The organism is Corynebacterium sp. AOP40-9SA-29 (assembly GCF_052377405.1).
GTDB lineage: Bacteria > Actinomycetota > Actinomycetes > Mycobacteriales > Mycobacteriaceae > Corynebacterium.
Genome location: NZ_JBQSWR010000004.1, coordinates 1 through 19,010, shown reverse-complemented (window position 1 = coordinate 19,010; position 19,010 = coordinate 1). Strand labels below are relative to the sequence as shown.

The following is a 19,010-nucleotide window of genomic DNA, read 5'->3' as shown; positions in this document are numbered from 1 at the left end:
GCGGCCACCATCGCAGCCTCCGCGAAGCATAGCCTTCCGCGAGGACGTCCACTTCGTGCGCCAACTCGACATCCTCTCCAATGAACTCATGGCCCCCGACGGCCACCGTCCTCACTGGGCGATCGAAGTCGACATCACCCCCACCGTGCGCGCGGCCCGCCGGATGAACCTGGCGATGCTCGAACTCGCCCGGGCGTCCACCCCGGAGGACGGCGCGGACGTCACCGACCACTACTCGCGCCTCCAGGCCCAGGCCGCGATCACCCGCGGACGGGCCGAGACCTTCTGCGACGTCGGCCTACTCTGCCTGCGCATGCCGCGCCTGTCCGTACATCTCGGCGGCGGCATGCTCGGCTACGACCACCTGCGCGTCCTGGCCCGTGCCGCCGACGGCATCACGCAGGACGACCCCAATCTCCTTGCCGCCGTGGAGACCGCACTGATCAAGGTGCTCACCCCGCGGCGCGATGAGCAGGCAATGCCCGGTCCGCGCGCTCTGTACAACCGGATCGCCAAGGCCATCGAGGACGTCGACGAGTTCGCCCGCCCGCTGGACCCGAATGCCACGCCCGCCGCCGACCGCCCTCCTCGTCGGGTCAGCGTGGACGCCTATGATCACGAGACCACGGCGATCACCGCCGTGCTGCCCGCCGCCGAGGCCGAGGAGTTCCTCACCATCCTCGACGCCGTCTGCCGGGACAGGGACTGCTCGCGCGCGGACGCGGTGATGCATCTGGCGCGCGGCACCGCAGAGGTGAAGGTCACGCTCAACCTGTACCGCGAAATCACCTCCGAGACCGCCGCCACTGACTCCGGCCACTGGCTGGACGCGATGGCCACCGAGCAGTTCATGGAGCGCGTCACCCACCTGCGCGTCGCCGGGCACGACCAGGTGGAGGCGTACGTCCCCACCGCCCAGATCCGCGCCTTCGTCCGTGGCCGCGACGGGACCTGCCGTTTCCCCGGCTGCGACGTCGCCGCCCCACGCTGCGACCTCGACCACGTGCAGCGTTACGACCACGACGACCCCGCCGCCGGCGGCCCCACCGACACTCGCAACCTGCAGTGTCTGTGCCGCGCCCACCACCTGCTCAAGACCCTGGGCTGGTGGGATCCGACCATCGCCAGCGACGGCACGGTGATGTGGACCAGTGTCGACGACGGCCACAGCCACATCACCGAGCCCACCGGCCCACTCGCCGGCTATGCGCGCACCACCTTCGCCGAGCGGGCGTCGCGACGCTACGCCGTCGTCCGGGAGCACAACTCCGGCGGGTTCCACGACGACGGGGCGGAGGTGCCGTTCTAGGATCCCGGGACCACTCCGTGCTCACGCAGGAAGGAGACCATCCGCTCGGCGATCCTGCGCCGGTTCACCGACTTGACGAACTCGTGCCCCTCGTCGTCCATCACCAGCTCCGCGGTGGGCACGCCTCGGGCGGCCATCGCCGCTTTCATCTGCCGGAATTCGCTCGGCGGTACGTTGGTGTCGTTCGCACCGTGGATGAACAGTACGGGTGTGCGCACCCGGTCCACCCGGTGCAGCGGCGATACCTCCGCCAGCAGCTCCCCGTCCTGGATCGGGTAACCGTATTTGGGGTATGCCGCGCTGGCGATCCACGGCTCGGTGTCGCGGTAGAACGTCTGCAGGTCGCTCATCCCGCAGGCGCTCACCGCTGCCCGGAACATCGTGGGGAACCACGTCACCCCGATGTTCGTGAGGTAGCCGCCGTAGGAGCGTCCACTGATCGCCAGTCGGTCCGCGTCGGCGACACCCATCGACACGAGGAACCGGACGCAGTCCTCCAGGTCGTCGATACCGGCGAAGCGCCCGTAGCGGTTGTCGGCGTGCATGAACGTGCGCCCGCCGCCGAACGATCCACGCACGTTCGGGGTGAATACGGTGACCCCGGCGTCGATGACCTCGCGCAACACATCGTGGTGCTCGGGCCGGGACTGCCCCTCCGGCCCGCCGTGGAAGTGCAGCAGGACCGGGCGCGGCCCGTGCCCGGGGGCGAAGTCGGGGTTCGCCCCGCGGTAGAGCCAGCCGGACAGCTCCACCCCGTCGCGGGCAGTGAAGTGCAACAGCTGGGGTTGCTGGACGGCCGCGAGCAGCGGACGGTCCGGAACCACCGGCGGGCCCAGCGGTGTGACCAGCCCGCTGCGGCCCTCCACCAGGTGTACCGCCGGCGGGACATCTGGGCTCTCAACGGTCAATGCCAGGCGGATGCCGTCGCCGGTGAGAGTGAGTCCGCGTGCGACGGTGCCGGGAAGTCGGACGGACCGTCTGACGGTCACGCGCTGCTGGTCGTCGAGGAGAAATACCTCCAACGCCGACACCCCGTCGTGGTTCCACAGCACCGCGGCGGTGCCGCGGTCGGAGCTGACGGCGAACTCGTCGACGTCGGCGGTGCCGTGGCCGGTGAGTTCGCGCATGCCCATCACCCCGTCGCTTTCACGGATGCGTGTCACCCGACGCCGGTCCGCACCGTGGTCGCCGACGACGAGAAGCACCGGTGGCCCGCCGTCGGCCACGGGCAGGATGTACCCGTCGTCCGTGGTGGACCCGGGTTGCGGGGGCAGGACGGGACGCCAGCTCCCGTCGGGGCGCACGAGCAGCAGCTCCCGGTTGCCGCGAGGTCCCACGCGCATCAACGCGTAGCCGCCCTCCGCGGCGACGAGCTGACCGTCGGCCCGACGGTCCAGCACCCTGGTCTCTCCGGTGACGGGGTCGAACATGCGGCCCTCGGCGACACCGTCGGACCCGACGGCATCGACGGCGAGCAGGCCGCCGTCCCAGCCGACCACGGAGGTCTTCGCGTCGCCGTGGTCGCGCACGAGCACGGCGGACGGGTCGTCGGGGTCACTGGAGACCAGCCAAATTTCGTTGCGTTCGGTGCCCGCCGGCGACACCTCCACGGCGAGCCACCGTCCGTCCGGCGAGTAGCGGACCGCCACCGCCGGCCCCTCGGTGGGGATGACGACGGGGCGTTCCCCGCCGTCGAGCCGCGACTGCATGGCCCGCGGGGAGACGCCGTCGTGCAGGACGAAGGCGATCGCGGAGCCGTCGGGGGCGAGGCTGGGGGCGTAGGTGTGTCTCACTAGTCCGTTCTCCTTACTTTTCCAAGATCCAGGTGTCCTTGCCCCCGCCGCCGCGCGAGGAGTTCACGATCATCGACCCGGCCGGGGCCACCCGCGTGAGTCCGGCCGGCACGGTCAGCGCTTCCACCGCGGTCCCGGGGCCGCCGGACTGCCGCAGGTGGGTGAACATGCGCAGGTCGACGTGCCGGCGTTGGATGCCGGTGCCGTCGAACGTCGGCAGCGTGGACAGCCGCACCACCTCCTGGGCGATGAACTGGTCGGGGTGGGTGTGCAATTCACGTCGACGGGCGGCGAGCTGCGCCGCGGTGCACTCGGGGCCGACGGTGATGCCGGCACCGCCGTAGCCGTCGATGGGTTTGACCACCAGCTCCCCGAGCCGGTCGAGCACCTGGTCGCGTTGCTCGCGCACCGAACACAGGTACGTCGGCACCTGGTCCAGTGCGGGACGTTCCCCCAGGTAGAAGTCGATCATCGCGGGCACGTGCGCGTAGATCGCCTTATCGTCGGCGACTCCGTTGCCCAGGGCGTTGGCGACCGCCACGGTGCCGGCGGCGAGGACGGCCTGGAAGGGGTCGCGCAGCCCGCGGCCGTCGGCGGCGGTGGAGGACAGGAACATCTCCTCCTCCACCCGCATGTACACCACGTCCACCCGCGTCCGTCGTCCCTTCGAGACGTCCCACAGCGTGGGGGTTCCGTGGTCGTCGGCGTCCACGAGGAGCTGCTCGGTGGTGCACAGGGAGAACCCGCCGACCCCGGCGACGAGCCCCTGTTCGGCGAAGGTGGCGTCCGTCTCCCCCGCGGTGGCGACGACGACGTGGGCGTGGTCGGGGTCCACGCCCGGCGGGGCCGCGGCACGCAGTGTGGCGCACATGGTCTCCAGGCAGCCGGAGGGGTCGACCACGGTGCCCACCTCACGTTCGGTGGCCTCGAGCAGCTCCGGGAAGTGGTGGCGGGTCACGTCGCGCGCCGCCAGGGCGAAGGTGAGGCCGGAAGGCATGCGCACGTTGTCCTCGAGGACCTGCCACCGTCCGTCGTCGGAGCAGACCAGGTCGGCACCGTTGAGGTGGTTACGCACTCGTCCGGCCGGGGCGTGGCGACCGACGCGGCGAAATCCGGGGGCGCGTTCCAGCGTGGCCAGGTCCACGACTCCGGCGCGGACGATCTCGCGGTCGCCGTAGACGTCGTCGAGGAAGGCATTGAGCGCGCGCATACGCTGCTCCACCCCCGCGGCGAGGGTGTCCCACGTCGCCCCGGTGATGATCCGAGGTACCGGGTCGATCGGGAAGACCATGTGGCGGTCGGTCCCGCTGGCACGGAAGGTCATGCCGCGCCCAGTGAGCTCCTCCTCGGAATTCTGCAGACGCGACCGCAACCGCAGCATTCCGGTCTCCACCAGAGCCGCCAGCGCCGGGGCGGACGCCGGACGCGGTTCGCCGGTGGCGTCCACCGCCTCGTCCCAGAAGGCCTCGCCCAGCTCGTCGACGACGCTGGGTTCGTACGCCGCCAGTCCCAGCGTGGTGCTGGGGGCGGCCCCCTCCAGGCCCACGGTGTCGAGCGTCTCGGCGACGAGCAGGCTCAGGACATCGTCGGTCCTGCCGCGCCGGCGCAGCGTCCGACGCTGCCGGTAGGCACCGGAACCTGCGCGCAGCAACAGGTCGACGGTGCCGGTCACCCACCTCAGGTCGTCGCCAAGTTCGTCGGCGAGCAGGGCGAGCAGCGCACGCACCGCATCCTCCGCGGGGATGGGCCCCAGGCCGGACGCGTCGAGCAGGTCTCCTTCCAGGCCGCTGCGCGCGGCACGCCACGTCGCGGTGCGCCGCACCAGCGCCGGCAGCGGCGGGGTGGGTGTGCCCGCCCTGACCAGCGCGAGCTCCCGGTTCACGAGGGCGCGGGTCAGCGCGGCGAGCAGCCCCACCGTCGCCGACGACGAGCAGGCGTCGCACAGGTCCACCAGCACCCCGTGACGCGACGCCGGGGCCACGTCGTACCCCTGCGTGACCGCCCCGGTGCGCCGCAGGAACTCCACGTCCCGACGGTGGTCGTCCAGCGTGGCCGCCTCAGGGAAGGCACCGGACGCCGGCTCCCGTGGCCCCCGCAACGCCCGCGAACTGGCGTGGCCGGTGTCCACGCCACGGTCGTCGAACGGGGAGGACGCGCTGAGCGCCAGCAAGACCGGCAGGTGCCGGGAAATCCCCCGGCACACCGCCAACGTGTCGGCCTCCCCCTCCCACGTCACCGTCAGCCGCAGGCCGCCGGACGCCACGGGCACGCAGCCGCCGCCGTCGAGCCGGGCGGCGGCGCGGGCAAGCCGAGCGCGGTTGGCGCGCACGGCGGCGAGCACCGCGGCGACGTCGCCGTCCGCAGGCGTGCGTACGACCACGCGGTTGGCGGCGTCGGACGCCGTAAACCCGGCGCCCAGCGCGTCAATGACTTCCTGGACCTCCTGAACTTCCCGGACCTCCCCCGCCCGCGCCGTCGGGGCGCGCACCGACGGATCGACCAGTGCCAGGTCCTCTTCCACTACCAGGGTGGTTGCCATGAACCCACGGTAGCCAAAGGGTATAACGGACGCATGAACTTCTCACCTCCCCTGTCCCCTACCGTGCTCGAGGAGCTGCGCGACTCCGCCGTCGGCGACCGGGCGCTGCGCATCGCGCGCAACGCCGTCACCGCCGCCGACGTGAATGCCGTCGCGCTGAACCGCGACGCCGTCACCGCCCTGGACCCCACCACGGAGGTCAAACTCGATCGCCTCGGCGTCTCCGACCAGAAGCAGTCGGGACGCTGCTGGATGTTCGCCGCCTACAATGTCTTCCGCCACCACGTGGCGGAGGACCTCGGGGTGAAGGAGTTCGAGTTCTCCCACACCTACCTGCAGTTCTTCGACAAGATCGAGAAGTCGAACCATGTGCTGCGCTCCCTGGAGCGGCAGTTCCGCGACGGCGTCACCGACCTCGATGACCGCACCGTCGCCGCCCTGCTGCAGGGCGCGGCGTCCGACGGCGGGCAGTGGAACTACTTCACCAACCTCGTCGCGAAGTACGGTGTCGTGCCGTCCTACGCCATGCCCGAGACGTTCGCCTCCGGGCGCACCCCGCAGCTGGACGGACGCCTGCGCACCGTCCTGCGCCGCGGGGCGTTGCGCCTGCGCGAGGCCGTGCTGGCCGGTGAGGACGCCGAGCCGGTGATCGAGGAGACGCTGGCCGACGCCTACCGCGTCACCGCCATCCACCTCGGCGTTCCGCCCACGGAGTTCACCTGGCAGTACCGCGACTCCGACAATGGCTTCCACCGCGGCGGCACCTACACCCCGCTGCAGTTCGCCGCCGAAATGTTGCCCGAGGATCTCGACGGCTACGTCAGCGTGGTGCACGATCCGCGCCACGAGGCGGGCCGGGCGTTCAGCATCACCCACGAGAACAACATGTGGGACACCCCGGACTTCAGCTACGTCACCGCCGGCCTCGACACGCTGCGCCGCCTGGTGCAGGACAGCCTCGACGCCGGGGAACCCGTGTGGTTCGCCTGCGACGTCAACCGTCAGTTCGTCGCCACCGCCGGGGTGTGGGACGCTGACCTGCTCGAACTCGACGCCCTCTACGGCACCGACTCCGCCACCACCAAGGCCGAGCAGATGGACACCGCCGAATCCCGGCTGACCCACGGCATGGTGTTCACCGGCTACGACCGCTCGCCCTCCGGCGAGGTGCGCTGGCGCGTGGAGAACTCCTGGGGCACCAAGAGCCACGCCCAGCACACCGAACTCGCCGGCGGCGGCTACGGCACCATGGCTGACAGCTGGTTCGCCGAGAACGTCTTCCAGGTCGTCGTCCCGCGCCGGCGCCTCACGGACGACCTGCCCGATGACCTGACAGACGCTGTCGCCGCACTCGACCGCGGCGACACGACCGACCTTCCGAGCTGGGATGCGTTGGCCTGATGTCTACTACTGCAACAACCTCCGCCGCACTCGACCCCGCACGTCTGGCCGCCCTCGGCGACGACCTGCGCGCCGACGCGTCCTTCCGTATGGCGCGCAATGCCGCGACCGCCACGAACGTGGAGACCGTCACCCTCGACCGCGACGTCCTGTCCACCACCGACAGTTCCACCTCGGTGAAGCTGGATTCCTGGGCCGTCGCCGACCAGAAGAAGTCCGGGCGCTGCTGGATCTTCGCCGGGCTGAACGCCCTGCGCGGCGACGTCATGGAGACCACGGGCGTCAAGGACCTCGAACTTTCCCAGACCTACCTGCACTACTGGGACAAGCTGGAGAAGGCCAACCACTTCCTCGGCGCCATGGCCGGGCTCGCCGACCGTGACGTCGACGACCGGACCGTGCAGCACCTGCTCGCCGACCCCGTGGAGGACGGTGGGCAGTGGAATATGTTCGTCGCCCTCGTCGACAAGTACGGTGCGGTGCCGAAGTACGCCATGCCCGAGACCCGGTCGTCCTCCGACACCCGGGCGATGAACCGCGACCTGTCGACCGCGCTGCGTGCCGGGGCGTCCCGCATGCGCGCGGACGGTGCAGATGTCACCAGCGTGCACCGCGAGACCCTCGCCGACGTGCACCGTATCCTCACCGTGCACCTGGGCACCCCGCCGCAGCGGTTCATCTGGCAGTACCGCGACGCGAAGGGCGAGTTCCACCGCGTCGGTGAGCTCACGCCCCGCCAGTTCGCCGACCGCTACCTGCCCGGCGACCTCGACGAGTACGTGTGCGTGGTCGACGATCCCCGGGCGTCCTCCCCGAAGGGTGAGCTGTTCACCGTGGACCAGCTCGGCAATGTTGTCGGCGGCGCGCCGGTGACCTACCTCAACGCCCCCGTCGACGTGATCAAGGCTGCCGCGTTGGAAGCGCTGCAGGACGGCACGCCGGTGTGGTTCGGTTGCGACACCGCCGCCCAGTCCTACCGCGAGCGCGGCATCTGGGACGCCCACCTGCACGACTACGAGGGTTTCTACGGTGTGGACCTGGACCTCACCAAGGAGCAGCGCCTGCTCACCGGCGAGTCCCAGATGACCCACGCCATGGTCCTGACCGGTGTGGATGTCGACGACGATGGGCGTCCCGTGCGCTGGCGGGTGGAGAACTCCTGGGGCTCAAAGGCCGCGGAGAAGGGCTTCTGGACGATGAACGACAACTGGTTCGACCAGTACGTCTTCGAGATCGCCGTGCACCGCGACCGCCTGCCGCAGCAGTACCGCGAGGCGCTGGACGACACCCCGCACGTCCTGCCCGCCTGGGACCCGATGGGCGCGCTGGCGGGTCAGGTCAGCTAAGTCAGCTGATGCCCGGAGAGGAAGGACCACACCTCGGTCGTCGCGTCGAGTGAGTAGGACGTGGCCTCCGCGGAGTCCGAGGCCGCGCCGGACGCCCCGGACGCATCGCCCGGCCAGGTGTGCCCGCCGTCGCCGACGCGCAGGTGCACCACCGAAGTACCCGGCGAACACATCGGCCACTGCTGACGGCGTACGTCGCCGGCCAGCGCCGTGGTCACCGGCGTGCTCTGGCAGTGGTTCATCTCTGCGACGTCCTCCACCAGGTCCCGGGCGGCCATGTAGATCCCACCGTGGCGGGATCCGCCCTGGTAGTTGATCGTCTCGTCCTTCGTGCCGTGGATCTCCAGGAAGGACGGGGCACGCCCGGCGTCCTCCACGCAGTTCGTGCGCGTCCCGCTGTAGTACGCGCCGGCGACGGACGCCACCGCGGCGAAGAGGCGCGGCTCGCGGCAGGCCAGTTTCGCCACCATGCCACCACCGTTGGACATGCCCGCGGCGTAGATGCGCGAACGGTCCACGTTGTAGGTGGTGTTCAGCGCGGCGAGCATGTCGCGGGTGAAGCGGACGTCCTCCCCGTCCTTCGTCCTCGAGTACGGCGCGCCCTCCCAGGCGTCCCCCACGCCCTGCATCGACACGGTGATGACCTCCATCTCGTCGAAACCGGCGTAGTTGTGGAAGCCCTGGGCGGTCTCCCGGTACCCGTGGTAGGCCAGCAGAACCGGGTAGGACTTCTCCGGGTCGTAGTCCGCCGGCACCGACAGGATCCCCTCGCGGGTACGACTACCGCTGCTCAGGGTGATTTTCTTTGAGTTGCCAGGCGCAGGCCCGTCCAGCCGCGGGCCGTTGCCGAGCTCGGCTTCCGCGGCGGTGGGCACGATGCTCTCCGAGGCGGCGATCGCATTCTCCCGCGCCGTCTGCTCCCGGTAGTCCTCCAGCGCCGCGTTGTTCTCCCCCGCCGGAGCGTGCCCGACCCACACCAAGGCACCGACCATCACCGTGGCGGTGAGGACGGCAAGTGACCTGGTAATTCGGCGACGTACCGGTCGAGACTCCTCGACCTGCTCCGGACGGGGGGCAGGTACTGGGCCCGCGGTCCGCTGGACCGGGGCGAGGTCGCCGGGATACTGCGGAGTGGACTGATTCACTCTCCCATTTGTACTGGTCAGGACGCACGGAATCAACCGCACCACACCGTCAAGTGATCACAGTCACTCCAGTTATATTAAACTCCACAACGAAAGGTTTCTTCCGTTATAGGCTCACACCCATGACGCACTTCACGAGAAGGATCCTGAGTTGCACGGTCGCGGTCTCCACCGTCCTTGCCGTCGGACTGTCCAGTGCCGTCGCACAGGACCTGAGCTGGCCGCCGCCGTCCGGCGAACCCACCGCCACCGACTCCGACCCGTTCTACCTCCCGCCGCAGGACCTGCCCGCCGACCCCGGCGAGGTCATCCGTTCCCAGGACGCACCGCAGCTGCTGGACAACCTGGGCGGAACGGCCGAGAAGATCCTGTACACCTCCACCACCGAGGACGGTGAGCGCGTCGCCACCAGCGGCGTGGTGCTCAAGGCCACCGGCGAGTGGCAGGGCGACGGCCCCGCCCCCACCCTGGTCTACTCCCCCGGCACCCGCGGCTCCGGCGACATCTGCGCCCCGTCGCGCAGTACGCAGCAGCTCTTCGGTTTCGACCCCGGCAATGCCGCACTCAACCTCAACTACGAGTACCCCTTCCACGCCGCGGCCAGCGCGCTGGGCATGAACGTGGTCGTCGTCGACCTCATCGGCCTGGGCACCCCGGGCCAGCACACCTACGTCAACAACCCGGAACAGGGACAGGCCACGCTCGACGGGGCGCGTGCCGGACTGTCCCAGCTCGGCCTGCCGGACGACTCCCCCGTCGGCTTCTTCGGCTACTCCCAGGGCGGCGGCGCGGCGGCCGCGGCCGCGGAGATGGCGTCGTCCTACGCCCCGGATCTGAACGTCAAGGGCACCTTCGCCGGTGCCCCGCCCGCCGACCTGCTCGAGGTGGTCAACGCGGTGGACCGGCACGCCATCGCCGGCGTCCTCGGCTACGCCCTCAACGGTGCGCTGGAACGCCACCCCGAACTCGCCGGCCTGACCGACGAGTACTTCAACGAGCGCGGGAAGGAGTTCCTCGCCGACACCAAGGACCGGTGCATCGGCGACACGGTCGTGCGGTGGGGACTGACCGACACCCGCACCCTGACCACCGACGGGCGCTCCTTCGGCGAAATCGCCCGCGACGACGACCGACTGCGCTCGGTACTGGAGAGCTACAAGCTGGCCAGCACCTACACCGACGTCAACGCGCCGATCATGATCACCAACGGCATCAACGACGACACCATCCCCTGGCAGCAGGCCCGCGACACCGCCGCCCGCTACTGCGACGCCGGCGGCACCGTCCAGTTCACCACCGACCCGCTGCCGTCGATCCTGCCGAAGTTCGCGGTGAACCACGCCGTGCCGATGCTCACCAATGCCGGCCCGGCGATGAGCTACATGGTCGACCGTTTCAACGACCGGCCCGCGCCGAATAACTGCGGGGAGTTCTAGGCCCTTGGGCCAGAGAAGTATTACCACTTTTCGGCGACGGCATTTTTCGTGACCTGGGGTTTTGTCGCCAGCGGCGTCCGGAAAGTGGTAACACTTCTACGGCCCGGCGAGACGCCGCTCGCACAACCGGATCGCATCGGCCACGGTCGCCAGGAACAACGCCGGATCCTTCAGGTGTCCCCACGTGATCCGTAGGACGTGCCACCCCAGGTTGGTCAGCTCCGTGGTGATCCGGGAGTCGCGGTCCCGTCTGCTGCGATCCAGGTGCCCCGAACCGTCGTACTGGATGGCCAGCCGCAGCGCCGGGCAACCGAGGTCCAGCCGGGCCACAATCCGCCCGGCGCCCGCCGGCCCACCGTGAACGGGGTCGGAGATCGAGCCGTCCGCGTGAACGACCACCTGCGTGCGGAACTCCTGCGTGGTCAGCGGCCCTGCCACCTCCCGGACCATCAGTCGCATCAACGTCTCCGGCGGGGAGTCCGCACCCCGGTCGCAGTCGCCGACGACGGAGCGCAGGACGTTCCGGTCGATGTGGTGGCCGCAGACGTCGGGCAGCACGGCCGGGTCGATCCGGAAGATCCGGCACAGGGCGTCGACGAGCTGGACGGCCCGCACCCCAGTGTCCGTCAGCCCGGTCCCGGGCAGCACCAACCAGGAGTGCCCGCCAGAGAGCACCGACTGCAGGCAGTGGACCAGCGTCAGCACCGGCGGGGTGACCTGCAGGTACGGGTGGTAGCGGTCGGGACGCATCGGCGGGATCTCCCTCAGCTGGCGGGTGAGCCTGCGCCGCGACACCTCGTCGGGCCCCGTCGCGGGACGGGTCACGCCCGAGGTCAGCGCACAGGTGTCCGCGCTGTCGACGAAGTACTCCAGACCCCACATCGCCGCGGCGCTCCACACGCTCGCCGTCCAGGCCGGACGCCGCAGGTGCAGCAGCCGGGAGCGCGTCACCGCGTCCAGCTCATAGGCGATCCGGCGCGGGTGACCGGCCGCTCCGAAGGATACGTCCACCGCCGGTCGAAGACATCCCGCCGGCACCTCCGCCAGCGTCGGTACCGGCCTGGTCAGCAGGTGCTCCTGCGGCAGCCACCTCGCCCAGATCCACTGGTCGAGTTCCCCACCCTTGTACGCCACGTCCCCGTCCTTCCCCGACGAATGTTCGTGATTACCCTCCCCTTGCCGGACGATACCAGCTACGCTCGTCCCCGGGGCCGGGACGACAAGGGGATCCGGGCAGCACACACACCACACAGGGGGAACAGCCGGCATGACGGTACCTGCAGCACCTACAGCACCAACACAGTTCAGCAGTCTCGACGCATCCGCCATGGTCGGCGCGGTGTCCGCGGCACCGCCATCGGGGTGGCGGCGCCTGGTCCACCGGGTTTCCGGCGGCCGGGTGAACCCGGGTGAGTCGACCGGTCAGACCGAGCAGCGCGAGGTGCAGGAACGCATCAGCACACCCTTGCGCGGTGACTACCGGATCGCTGTGCTGAGCCTGAAGGGTGGCGTCGGCAAGACGACGACCACCGTCGCCCTGGGCGGGGTGTTCGCCTCGCTGCGCGGCGACCGGGTCATCGCGGTGGACGCCAACCCCGACCTCGGCACCCTGGCCCGCCGCGTCGTGGAGGACACCGTCGAGGCGCCCACCCCGACCGTCCGGGACCTGCTCGATCTGCCGGACGCCTCCCGCTATCCGCAGGTCCGCTCCTGCACCAGCCAGGCGTCGAGCCGTCTGGAGGTGATCGGGTCGGACCGGGATCCGGCGGTGTCCGAGGCCTTCAGCGAGTCCGACTACCGCCGGGCGGTGGACGTGCTGCAGCACCACTACAACATCATCCTTACTGATTGCGGGACAGGTTTAATGCACTCGGCAATGTCCGGGGTGCTGGACCTGGCGCACATGTTGGTGCTGGTCACCTCGCCGGCGTTGGACGGGGCGAAGTCGGCGGAGGCCACGTTGGATTGGCTGGACCACCACGGTCACGGGGACCTGGTGGCCAATGCGGTGGTCGTGGTGTCCGGCGCACACCCGGGGCAGGCCGCCGTGGACCCGGAGGTGCTGTCCGCGCACTTCTCCGCGCGTACCCGGGCGGTGCGCGGCGTGCCCTTTGATCGGCATCTCTCCGAGGGCGGGGTCGTGGACCTGGACCGGCTGGCTCCGGCGACGTTCCGCGCCTACCGCGAGCTCGCGGCGACGGTGGCGGAGGACTTCGGGGCCTGGCACCGGCACGCTGCACTATAAGTCAGCGGAAGTCGCGCGAGGCGCTGGCCAGGGCCTCCGCCGCCTCGAGGGGTGACAGGTCGTCGGCGGCGACGGTCACCGCACCGCCGGCGTTCTGGGCGATGCCGCGCACCATCAGCATCCGGGAGGTCATGGCGACCTTGCGTCGGGCACGCCACAGCCCCGGCGACACCATCACGTTGACCAGGCCGGTCTCGTCCTCCATACCCAGGAAGGTGACGCCGCCGGCGGTCATCGGACGCTGGCGGTGGGTGACCACGCCGGCGACGAGGATGCGCCGGCCGTCCTCCACACCCAGCAGGGAGGACGCCGGGACCACCGGGAAGTTCCCCGGCCAGGCGTCCAACCTGGCGCGCAGCAGGCGCACGGGGTGACCGTCGGACGTGACGCCGGTGGCGGAGACGTCCGCCGCGGCGAGTTCGAAGGCGCTCATCCCCGGCAGCGCCGGGGTGGAGATGGTGGAGGTGCCCGGCAGCATGCCGGCGCGTTCGGTCGCCGCCACGCCCGCCGCCCACTGGGCCTGGCGGCGGGTGAGTCCCAGGCTGTCGCACGCCCCCGCCCGGGCCAGGGCGGAGACCTGGTCGACGGTGAGGCCGGCCTCGCGGGAGAGGTCGGCGACCGCGGCGAAGGGCGCGTCCCGCGCGGCGACGAGGCGTCCGGCGACGTCCTTCCCGATGCCCTTGACCGAGCCGAGGCCGAGGCGGATATCGCCGTCCTCCACGGTGGCCTCGACCTGGGAGGCGTTGACGTCGACCGGGCGCACGCCCACGCCGTGGCGTCGGGCATCGGAGACCAGCGACTGCGGCGAGTAGAAGCCCATCGGCTGGGCGCGCAGCAGCGCCACGCAGAACTCCGCGGGGTGGTGGCACTTGAACCAGGCGGAGAAATACACCAGCGAGGCGAAGGACTGCGCGTGGGACTCCGGGAAACCGTAGGACGCGAAGGCGATGACCTTGCGCCACAGCTGCTCAGCCAGTTCTGCGTCGATGCCGTGCAGGTCGCGGGCACCGTCGATGAAGCGGGAGTGCATCTGCTCCATGCGTTCCGGTGAACGTTTCGACCCCATCGCCCGGCGCAGCGCGTCCGCCTCGGCGGGGCTGAAACCGGCGACGGTGACGGCCATCTGCATCAGCTGCTCCTGGAACAGCGGGATGCCGAGCGTGCGCTTCAGGACCGGCTCCAGGCTGGGGTGGTCGTAGGTGACCTTCTCCTCCCCGTTGCGCCGACGGATGAACGGGTGCACGGAACCGCCCTGGATCGGCCCCGGACGGATCAGCGCGACCTCGACGACCAGGTCGTAGAAGGTACGGGGACGCAGCCGGGGCAGGGTGGCGAGCTGGGCGCGGGACTCGACCTGGAACACGCCCACCGCATCGGCGCGGGCGAGCATGGCGAAAACCTCCGGGTCGGTGGGCTGCAGGTGCCACAACTCCACCCGCGTGCCGGTGGTCTCCTCCACCAGGTCGACGGCGTGGTGCAGGGCCTCGAGCATGCCGAGACCGAGCAGGTCGAACTTCACCAGGCCCACGTCGGCGCAGTCGTCCTTGTCCCACTGCACCACCGAGCGGTCGTCCATGCGGGCCCACTCGGTGGGGACCACCTCGGCGATGGGCCGGTCGCAGATGACCATGCCGCCGGAGTGGATACCCAGGTGGCGGGGCTGCCCGGTGAGTTGGGAGGTGAGCTCGCGGACCGGGTCGGGCGGGTCCTCCAGGCCTCGCGACCAGGCGTCCACCCGGCCGGGGTCGTGGCCGAGGGCGCGGGCGGCGTCGCGCAGCGCCCCCTTGGAGCGGTAGGTGATGACGTTGGCGACCTGGGCGGCATTGTCCCGGCCATAGCGGCGGTAGACGTCCTGGATGGCCTCTTCCCGACGGCCGGACTCGATGTCGAGGTCGATGTCCGGCGGGCCGTCGCGCTCCGGGGAGAGGAACCGTTCGAAGAGCAGGTCGGCGGCGACGGCATCGACGTTGGTGATGCCCAGGGCGAAGCACACCGCGGAGTTCGCCGCCGAGCCGCGCCCCTGGCAGAAGATGCCGCTGGTGTGGCAGAAGTCCACGATGCCGTGGACGATGAGGAAGTAGCCGGGGAAGCCGAGCTCCTCGATGATCCTGAGTTCGTGGTCGATGACCTCCCAGGCCCGCGGGTGGTCCTGCGCGGTGCCGTAGCGGTGCCTAGCGCCGCGGTGGGTCAGTTCGCGCAGCCAGCTCATCTCGGTGTAGCCGTCGGGGACGGGAAAGTGCGGTAGCTGCGGGGCGATGAGGTTGAGGGTGAAGGCGCAGTCGGCCCCGATGTGGGCGCTGGCGGCGACGGCCTCGCGCAGCCACCCGCAGTCGCCGGCGAGGGTGAGCATCTCCTCGCCGGAGCGCAGCCACGTCCCGCCGAGCGGGTGGGTGCGTGGGGTGGCGGTCAGGACGTCCTCCCGGTCGTGCAGGGCGTGCTTCGCCCCCGCCAGCCGCGCCTGGGCGGGCGTGGCGCAGGTGGCCGCGGAGGAGACGACCTCGGTGAGGCCGTGGGTCAGGGCGAGATCGTGCAGGGCCTCGTTGCGGTCCACGTCCGAGGGGCTCATCGTCTGGCCGAGCTCCACGAGGCAGGCGTCCGGCCCGAACGCCCCGACGATCTCCGTGGCGTGGTGCAGATGATGATGGTCGAGCAGGACGTACCAGTGCCCGTCCGCGGCTGTGGCGATGTCGGCGAGCGGCGGATAGTCGGCGCTGTCCTTCTCCCGGCGCGCCATGCGCGCGTCGGTGATCACGTGGGAGAGCCGGCGGTAGCCGTCCTGCCCGCGGCACAGGACGGTCAGCGGCGCCACGTCGGTGCCGAAGACGGAGAGTTCCGCGCCGAAGACGGTCGCCAGCCCCGCCTCCGCGGCAGCGGTGGCGAGCCGGGCGGCACCGTAGAGCCCGTCCCGGTCGAGCACCGCCAGGGCGGTGAGGCCCAGGTCAACGGCCGCGTCGACGTACTCGGCGGGGTCGCTGGCGCCGTGGAGGAAGTTGTAGGACCCGGCGGCGTGCAGTTCGGCGAAGGGTACGGTGGGCGCGCAGGACGCACCGGCCGTGCGTGGGCCGTCCTGCCACAGCGTCTCTCGGCCGCCCTCCCCCACGCCGACGGCGTGCAGCGGGGCCGTGTCGGTGCCGGAGAGGATGCGCTCCAGGCGCGACCAGCTGAGCGCCCTACCGTTACTGAACATGTGTTCGATACTAGCGGAGGGGCCGGACGTGGGAAACTGGTGCACATGAACAGCAATGACCCCAGCGATCCCCATGATCTCAGCCAGGTCGGGACGCGCCTGCGTGCCACGCGCCAACAGCTCTCGATGACGATCGCCGAGGCCGCCGAGGCGACGGGGATCTCGCGGAGCACCCTGTCGCGCCTGGAGAACGGCGGACGTCGGCCCACCCTGGAACTGCTCATGCCGCTGGCACGGCTGTACCGGGTGGCGTTGGACGACCTGGTCGGCGCGCCGCAGACCGGCGATCCGCGCATCGACATCCGGCCGCTGTACCGCGGCGGGGCGGTGCACCTGCGCCTCGGCGGCGACGGTGAGAAGGGGGTGACCGCCTTCAAGCATGTGATCCCGGGAGTCGCCGCAGGTCGTCGCCCGGAGTCCGCACCCCGGCAGCACAGTCATCCGGGACGCGAGTGGGTGTTCGTGCTGGCCGGTACGCTGCGCCTGGTCCTCGACGGCAATGAGTACCTGATCGAGCCCGGCGAGGTGGCGGAGTTCGAGTGCACGGTCCCCCACTGGTTCGGTGCCGGCGGGGAGACGGCGGTGGAGTATCTGGGGCTCAGTAGTCCCGGCGGGGAGAAAGTCCACCTCACGCCGAAGACCTAACTGGCCCCAACTAGACAGAGCGGTCCATCCTGCGGTACTACTACTAGCATTGCGCGAAACCCCGCATCCCCCTTTTGACGTCCCCAGGAGGACCCCTTGATCACGCGTCTGAAGAAAGTCGCCGCCCTCGGCACCGTTGCCGTCGTCTCCGCCGTTGGCCTGACCGCCTGCATGAGCGACGACAGCGACACCGACACCATCACCATCGGCTCCACCGAGGCCAATGAGAGCCAGTGGCAGGTCTTCCAGCAGAAGGCTGAGGAGGAAGGCGTCAACGTTGAGGTGAAGTCGATCACCGACTACACCCAGCAGAACCCGGCGCTGTCCGACGGCGAACTGGACGTGAACCAGTTCCAGCACATCCTGTACCTCGCCGAGTACAACGTGCAGGCCAACGACGACCTGGTGCCCTTCGGCTCCTCGCAGATCTTCCCGATGGGCATCTACGCCAAGGACGCCAACTCCGTCGAGGAGATCGCCGACGCCGGCGAGGTCGTCGTGCCCAACGACACCACCAACCAGGGCCGCGCCATCAAGGTGCTCGCCGCCGCTGGCCTGGTCACCCTGCGTGACGATGACCTGCTGACCCCCAGCCCCGCCGACATCGTCGCCGAGGAGTCGGACGTCACGGTCACCCCGGTCGAGGCCGCCCAGACCGCCGTCGCCTACAACGAGGGCACCCCGTCGGTGATCAACAACAACTACCTCGCCAACGCCCAGGTCACGGCGGAGGACGCCGTCTACAAGGACGACCCCGCGGACGCCGACGCACAGCCCTACATCAATGTGTGGGTCGCCACCAAGGAGAACAAGGACAACGAGAACTTCCAGAAGCTCGTCGAGATCTGGCACTCCGACGAGGTCCAGGAGGCCGTGCAGGAGGACACCAACGGCTCCGCAGTGAAGTCGGACGTCTCCGCCGATGAACTGGAGGAGATCCTCGCCGACACCGAGCAGAAGCTCCGTGACCAGGGCACCCCGGACGACTCGGATGAGTAACGGCACCGCCGTCGAGTTCCGTAACGTCGGCAAGGTCTTCACCCAGGGCAAGAACAAGATCACCGCCCTGGAGGACGTCTCGATCACCGTGCCGTCCGGCTCGATCGTGGGCATCATCGGCTACTCCGGTGCCGGCAAGTCCACGCTCGTGCGCCAGATCAACGGGCTCGACAAGCCGACCAGTGGCCAGGTGCTGCTCGACGGCCGGGACATCGTCCCGCTCAAGGAGAGCGAGCTGCGCAAGGTCCGCCGCAATATCGGCATGATCTTCCAGCAGTTCAACCTGCTGAGTTCGCGCACCGTGGCCGGCAACATCGCCTACCCGCTGAAGCTGCAGGGCATGCCCAAGGCCGAGCGTGAGGCACGGGTCACCGAGCTCCTCGACTTCGTCGGGCTGTCTGACAAGGGCCGCTCCTACCCCGAGCAGCTCTCCGGCGGGCAGAAGCAGCGCGTGGGTATCGCCCGCGCGCTGGCGACGAACCCGTCCCTGCTGCTCGCCGACGAGGCGACGTCCGCCCTGGACCCCACCACCACCCGCGAAGTGCTGGACCTGCTGCGCAAGGTCAACGAGGACCTCGGCATCACCATCGTGGTGATCACCCACGAGATGGAGGTCGTGCGCACCATCGGCGACCGCGTGGTCGTCATGGAGAACGGGCACGTGGTCGAGCACGGCAGTGTCTACGAGGTCTTCTCGCAGCCGAAGACGGACGTGGCGGCGAACTTCGTGGCCACCTCCCTGCGCAATACCCCCGACATGGTCGAGGCCGAGGCGCTGCAATGTGAGTCCGGCCGCCTGTTCACCGTGACCATGAAGGAGGGCGCAGGCTTCTTCCACGCCATCTCCGAGGTCGAACGGGCCGGGGTCAGCGTGAACATCGTCCACGGTGGCGTGACCACCCTGCAGAACCACTCCTTCGGACGGCTCACCGTGCAGATGACCCCGCAGGACGACGCCGGCGAAC

Annotated in this window: 13 protein-coding genes; 8 read left to right on the top strand and 5 right to left on the bottom strand. The window is 70.0% G+C overall.

Features of this window, described 5'->3' with window-relative positions:
- Positions 1–55 precede the first annotated feature (55 nt).
- On the top strand, positions 56–1,309 hold the full coding sequence (locus tag ACT3SZ_RS08310; RefSeq protein WP_444618087.1) for an HNH endonuclease signature motif containing protein: 1,254 nt from the start codon (positions 56–58) through the stop codon (positions 1,307–1,309).
- On the opposite strand, the gene ACT3SZ_RS08305 is transcribed toward ACT3SZ_RS08310, so the two are convergent.
- Both ACT3SZ_RS08305 and ACT3SZ_RS08300 read right to left on the bottom strand, forming a co-directional pair.
- Entirely contained in the window at positions 1,306–3,102 is a 1,797-nt protein-coding gene (locus tag ACT3SZ_RS08305) for a S9 family peptidase (protein ID WP_444618086.1), read from the bottom strand. The genes ACT3SZ_RS08310 and ACT3SZ_RS08305 overlap by 4 nt on opposite strands.
- 13 nt (positions 3,103–3,115) lie before the next feature.
- Entirely contained in the window at positions 3,116–5,641 is a 2,526-nt protein-coding gene (locus ACT3SZ_RS08300; RefSeq protein WP_444618085.1) for a glutamate-cysteine ligase family protein, read from the bottom strand.
- 33 nt (positions 5,642–5,674) lie between these two features.
- On the opposite strand from ACT3SZ_RS08300, the gene ACT3SZ_RS08295 reads away from it, so the two are divergent.
- Together ACT3SZ_RS08295 and ACT3SZ_RS08290 are read left to right on the top strand one after the other, a co-directional pair.
- Positions 5,675–7,042, top strand: a complete 1,368-nt coding sequence (locus tag ACT3SZ_RS08295; RefSeq protein WP_444618084.1) for an aminopeptidase C — start codon at positions 5,675–5,677, stop codon at positions 7,040–7,042.
- On the top strand, positions 7,042–8,388 hold the full coding sequence (locus ACT3SZ_RS08290) for an aminopeptidase C (RefSeq protein ID WP_444618083.1): 1,347 nt from the start codon (positions 7,042–7,044) through the stop codon (positions 8,386–8,388). Before ACT3SZ_RS08295 ends, ACT3SZ_RS08290 begins: the two co-directional genes overlap by 1 nt.
- Here ACT3SZ_RS08290 and ACT3SZ_RS08285 read toward each other — a convergent pair.
- A complete protein-coding gene (locus ACT3SZ_RS08285; protein WP_444618082.1) occupies positions 8,385–9,533 on the bottom strand; it encodes an alpha/beta hydrolase family esterase in 1,149 nt (382 codons plus the stop codon). The two genes, ACT3SZ_RS08290 and ACT3SZ_RS08285, sit on opposite strands and share 4 nt — an antisense overlap.
- A 122-nt stretch (positions 9,534–9,655) precedes the next feature.
- On the opposite strand from ACT3SZ_RS08285, the gene ACT3SZ_RS08280 reads away from it, so the two are divergent.
- Positions 9,656–10,969: a lipase family protein gene (locus ACT3SZ_RS08280; RefSeq protein ID WP_444618081.1), complete on the top strand. Its 1,314-nt coding sequence runs from the start codon at positions 9,656–9,658 to the stop codon at positions 10,967–10,969.
- Positions 10,970–11,065: 96 nt separating this feature from the next.
- Here ACT3SZ_RS08280 and ACT3SZ_RS08275 read toward each other — a convergent pair whose 3' ends face one another.
- Positions 11,066–12,103, bottom strand: coding sequence for an endonuclease domain-containing protein (locus tag ACT3SZ_RS08275; protein WP_444618080.1), 1,038 nt, complete (start codon positions 12,101–12,103; stop codon positions 11,066–11,068).
- A 133-nt stretch (positions 12,104–12,236) separates the two neighbouring features.
- Here ACT3SZ_RS08275 and ACT3SZ_RS08270 point away from each other — a divergent pair, with 133 nt between their 5' ends.
- Complete coding sequence (locus ACT3SZ_RS08270; protein ID WP_444618079.1) at positions 12,237–13,214, top strand: MinD/ParA family ATP-binding protein; 978 nt, start codon at positions 12,237–12,239, stop codon at positions 13,212–13,214.
- 1 nt (position 13,215) lies between these two features.
- Here the strand turns inward: ACT3SZ_RS08270 and ACT3SZ_RS08265 are convergent, their stop codons facing one another.
- The gene (locus tag ACT3SZ_RS08265) at positions 13,216–16,401 is read right to left on the bottom strand and encodes an error-prone DNA polymerase (protein ID WP_444618078.1); all 3,186 of its coding nucleotides are present in this window, start codon (positions 16,399–16,401) and stop codon (positions 13,216–13,218) included.
- 45 nt (positions 16,402–16,446) lie between these two features.
- Between ACT3SZ_RS08265 and ACT3SZ_RS08260 the strand changes: the two genes are divergently transcribed.
- From ACT3SZ_RS08260 to ACT3SZ_RS08250, 3 genes are all read left to right on the top strand, one after another.
- Positions 16,447–17,046, top strand: coding sequence for a helix-turn-helix domain-containing protein (locus ACT3SZ_RS08260; RefSeq protein WP_444618077.1), 600 nt, complete (start codon positions 16,447–16,449; stop codon positions 17,044–17,046).
- A gap of 96 nt (positions 17,047–17,142) precedes the next feature.
- The gene (locus tag ACT3SZ_RS08255; protein ID WP_444618076.1) at positions 17,143–18,045 is read left to right on the top strand and encodes a MetQ/NlpA family ABC transporter substrate-binding protein; all 903 of its coding nucleotides are present in this window, start codon (positions 17,143–17,145) and stop codon (positions 18,043–18,045) included.
- Positions 17,969–19,010: methionine ABC transporter ATP-binding protein (locus ACT3SZ_RS08250; RefSeq protein WP_444618075.1), on the top strand; the 1,042-nt coding region annotated here is incomplete at its 3' end. The genes ACT3SZ_RS08255 and ACT3SZ_RS08250, both read left to right, overlap by 77 nt.